The sequence below is a fragment of the Synechococcus sp. RC10A2 genome, from assembly GCF_047502605.1.
Genome location: NZ_JANSHP010000100.1, coordinates 1 through 3,063, shown reverse-complemented (window position 1 = coordinate 3,063; position 3,063 = coordinate 1). Strand labels below are relative to the sequence as shown.

3 protein-coding genes are annotated in these 3,063 nt (G+C 63.0%); all 3 read left to right on the top strand.

Features of this window, described 5'->3' with window-relative positions; genetic code table 11:
- The first annotated feature begins 214 nt into the window (after positions 1-214).
- The 3 genes from NW848_RS14110 to NW848_RS14100 all read left to right on the top strand — a co-directional run bounded on the left by NW848_RS14110 (position 215) and on the right by NW848_RS14100 (position 2,983).
- A complete protein-coding gene (locus tag NW848_RS14110) occupies positions 215-1,351 on the top strand; it encodes an AI-2E family transporter (protein WP_414508289.1) in 1,137 nt (378 codons plus the stop codon).
- A 119-nt stretch (positions 1,352-1,470) separates the two neighbouring features.
- Positions 1,471-1,845 carry a DUF1257 domain-containing protein gene (locus NW848_RS14105; RefSeq protein WP_011430797.1) on the top strand — a complete coding sequence of 125 codons (375 nt, stop codon included), beginning with the start codon at positions 1,471-1,473 and terminating at the stop codon, positions 1,843-1,845.
- 22 nt (positions 1,846-1,867) lie between these two features.
- Positions 1,868-2,983 carry a pentapeptide repeat-containing protein gene (locus NW848_RS14100; RefSeq protein WP_414402463.1) on the top strand — a complete coding sequence of 372 codons (1,116 nt, stop codon included), beginning with the start codon at positions 1,868-1,870 and terminating at the stop codon, positions 2,981-2,983.
- Positions 2,984-3,063 lie beyond the last annotated feature (80 nt).

Below are 3,063 nucleotides of genomic sequence, written 5' to 3'. Positions count from 1 at the left end.
GCGATGCTGGGCAAAGTTCTGCTTTGTTCAGCGTTGCATAAGTCTTTCGGAGCGGACTTCCTCGGCAAGAAAGGATTCTGTCCCGCAGTCGAGGCCATCAAAGGCCAGAGCCATTGCTTGCGGATCCAGATCGCGCATACGGGCTCCCCCATGGAAATGCTCGGGATCCCATCTAGAATAGGCGACGACAGGGCGAGAGAGGAGGCGAGCTGCGGTGACCTTCGCCCAGTGGCTGGGGCTGGCAGCATTGCTGGGTTTGCTGGTTCTGCTCTGGCAGATCCGGCAGATCCTGCTGTTGGTGTTTGCGGCCATCGTCTTGGCAGTAGCTTTGGATACCTTAGCCCAGATCCCGCAGCGCTACGGCTTTCGCCGCGGCCCCTCGCTCCTCATCACCGGTTTGACGGTTCTGGTGGGGGCGATTCTGGTGGGGCTGATCGTGGTGCCTCCCTTGGCGGATCAGTTGCGGCGGCTGTTTACCGATGGGGTGCCCGCCGGGATCGTGCAGGCGCAGCGGCTGTTCGAGAGCCTCATCCTCTCGTTGCCGACGGATATCGAGCTGCCGACGCTGCGGGAGTTGGCCAATAGCTTGGTGCCCCAGGCCACCGAGTTGGTGCGCCAGGTGCGCGACTTTTTCTCCGAGTCCTTCACCGCCTTTTTCGCCACCCTGCTCAATCTGTTGTTTGTGATCATCCTCACCATCCTGTTGTTGGTGGATCCCCAGGCTTATAGCCGCGCCTTTGTCTCGGTTTTCCCGGCCTTCTACCGCCCCCGCGTCCGCTACATCCTCAAGCGCTGCGAGCTGGCGCTGCGAGGGTGGCTGGTGGGGATCCTGTTCACCAGCAGCTTGGTGATGCTGCTAAGCGGCATTGGCCTCTGGATTTTAGGTGTGCCCCTGAGCCTGGCCAACGCGGTGCTGGCGGGACTGTTTAATTTCATCCCCAACATCGGCCCCACCCTGAGCGTGGTTGCCCCCATGCTGGTGGCCCTCACCGACGCCCCCTGGAAGTCCCTAGCAGTGCTAGGGCTGTACATCTTCATCCAGCAGCTTGAAAGCAGCGTCTTTACCCCGCTTGTCATGTCGCGCCAGGTGTCGCTTTTGCCCGCCTTGACGCTGATAGCTCAAATCACCTCGGCCTTTTTCTTCGGGGTGCTGGGCCTATTCTTGGCCGTGCCCTTGGCGGCCATCCTGCAGGTGTGGATCCAGGAGGTGCTGATTCGAGATGTGCTGGATCCCTGGCAGGGATCCCGGGCCCGCCCCTTGCCCCTGGCCAAGGGAGATGGGATCCCGGCTTCCCAGGAGAAGCGGAAGCCTCTGCAGCCGGAGAACGAGAACGCCATCCTGCTGCCGTGAGGGTAGAGAAGTTACGGGAGCCGCGGGAAACGTAATCCTCCTTCACATTTCTTCCACAACTGCAGAGACGCTTCTATAGTGAGGATCCCGTCTCCATCCGTCAAAGGATCGGAACCGCCATGTCCCACTTCACCACCTTGCAAGTGCAAATCAAGGATGCCGACCTGCTGGAAGAGACCCTGAAGGAATTGGGCTACACCGTGGAGCGGAACGCCAGCCTGCGCGGCTACCTCTGGAACCGCACCCGCGCCGATCTGGTGATCCGGCAAAAGAACGGCTTCGACATCGGCTTTCGCCGCAACGGGGATCACTATGAGCTTGTGGTGGATCTGTGGGGGGCGGGCATCGATCCCCAGACCTTTCTGGAGCCGATTTTGCAGCGCTACGCCCACAAGAGCTTGCTGCGCTCTGCCCGGCAACAGGGCTTCGCCATCGAGGCGGAGGAGCATCTAGAGGATGGCACCATCCGCGTAGTGGTGGGGCGCTGGGTGTAGCCGGGCCCATTGGCATCCGCTCATGCTCAGCAACTCCCGACCCTTGGTGGGCACAGGTGAGGGATCCCGGCCCCGCCCTTGGGATCTGGTGTTGGGAGGACGAGCCGCAGCCGGCGGTGCCCCGGCCCACGCCTTAGTTTTGGGGGGGCTTGAGGGGGCGCGGCGACGGCTCACCCAGGGCGACGAGGCGGTGCGTCTGGCCACCTTGCCCCAGCTGCTGCAGTACGGGCCGGCAGGCCTGGCCGAACTGATCGAAGCACTTGCTGGCAACACCTCCTGGGCGGTGCGCCTAGAGGCCTGGCGGCTGCTCTCCCAGCTCGAGCAGCCGGAGGCAGAGGAAGCCTGTCGAACCTACAGCCCCTTTCGCCCGGTGGGGGGTGCCCAGGGGGTCATCGTGGCCTATCGGCGCGGGGAGCGGAACTTTGCCTACGCCGACTTGGAGGGAGTGGATCTGCAAGAGGCGCGGCTGGGGGGTGCCAACTTCTACGAAGCTAATTTGAGAAAGGCCAACCTGGGTCTTTGCAACTTCAACGGCGCCCACCTGCGCCAAGCGGATCTGCGCCAAGCCAATTTGCAAGGGGCCAAGCTCAGTGGCGCCCTCCTAGAAGGAGCGGATCTGCGGGGAGCCGACCTGAGGGGGGTAAAAGTCAGTGGCACCAGCCTGCGCGGATCTCAGCTTTCAGACGCCACCCACTTGGAGGAGCGGCTGCGCCACATCTGGCAGTTGCAAAACTGGGGGGGAGAGGGGCAGGATCTGGCCGGCCAAGACCTCAGCAAAGCTGACCTGCGGGGGCTGGTGCTGCGGCAAATTTGTCTAAGGGGAGCCAACCTCAAGCGGGCGGATCTGCGCGGATCCAACCTGGAGGAAGCGGATCTGCGGGGGGCCGATTTGCAGCGGACAGATCTCCGGGGGGCCAACTTGCAGAATGCCGACCTAGAGGGGGCCGATCTCCGCGGCGCCGAGCTGCGCCAGGCCCAGTTGCAGGGAGCTAACTTGCGCCGCGCCGACCTCAGCGGGGCTAATTTGGAGCAAGCCAACCTAGAAGGCGCCCAGATCGAGGGCCTCAAGCATAGCGGCGCCCGGATTGCCGGCCTGATCTTCCCCGACGGCACCCCCCTCAAGCCCTGGTGGTGGTAGGCTGACCACCGCTGCCAAATCCAAAGGAATCCCAAGATCCCCAAGCCCCCCCCCCCACCAAGACAAACAAGAGAGTAGAG

Coding starts and splice junctions, on each gene's coding strand:
- NW848_RS14100 (WP_414402463.1), top strand. CDS start 1,868: ATGCTCAGCAACTCCCGACCCTTGGTGGGCACAGGTGAGGGATCCCGG.
- NW848_RS14105 (WP_011430797.1), top strand. CDS start 1,471: ATGTCCCACTTCACCACCTTGCAAGTGCAAATCAAGGATGCCGACCTG.